This is a genomic window from Psychroserpens mesophilus (assembly GCF_050617655.1).
GTDB lineage: Bacteria > Bacteroidota > Bacteroidia > Flavobacteriales > Flavobacteriaceae > Psychroserpens > Psychroserpens mesophilus_A.
This window is the reverse complement of record NZ_JBODQC010000341.1, coordinates 1-251: the sequence shown is the minus strand read 5'-3', so window position 1 is coordinate 251 and position 251 is coordinate 1. Positions and strand designations below refer to the sequence as shown.

Here is a 251-nt window from a genome sequence, read left to right as displayed (position 1 = left end):
CAAAGAAGCCGATCAGGAACATCAGGGCAAAATAGATCAGCAGGGGAACGGCAATCAAAAGCACATCCCCGGGAATTTCGACAATCAGTTCCCCTTTCAGGGAGAACATGACCACGATGGTGAACAAGAGCGCGATGAGCGTCAGGGGGGAGATGGTTGGGATAAATTTATTTTCGTACCATTCCACGCCTTTTGCCCGGACCAGGAGCCAACGGCTGAGGATGCCCAGGGCAAACGGGATGCCCAGGTAA

General features: G+C 53.0%; 1 protein-coding gene. It reads right to left on the bottom strand.

Annotated features, from left to right (window positions below; genetic code table 11):
* On the bottom strand, window positions 1-251 hold a 251-nt coding region (locus ACRHNM_RS17500; RefSeq protein WP_431137924.1), incomplete at both ends, for an arsenic resistance protein.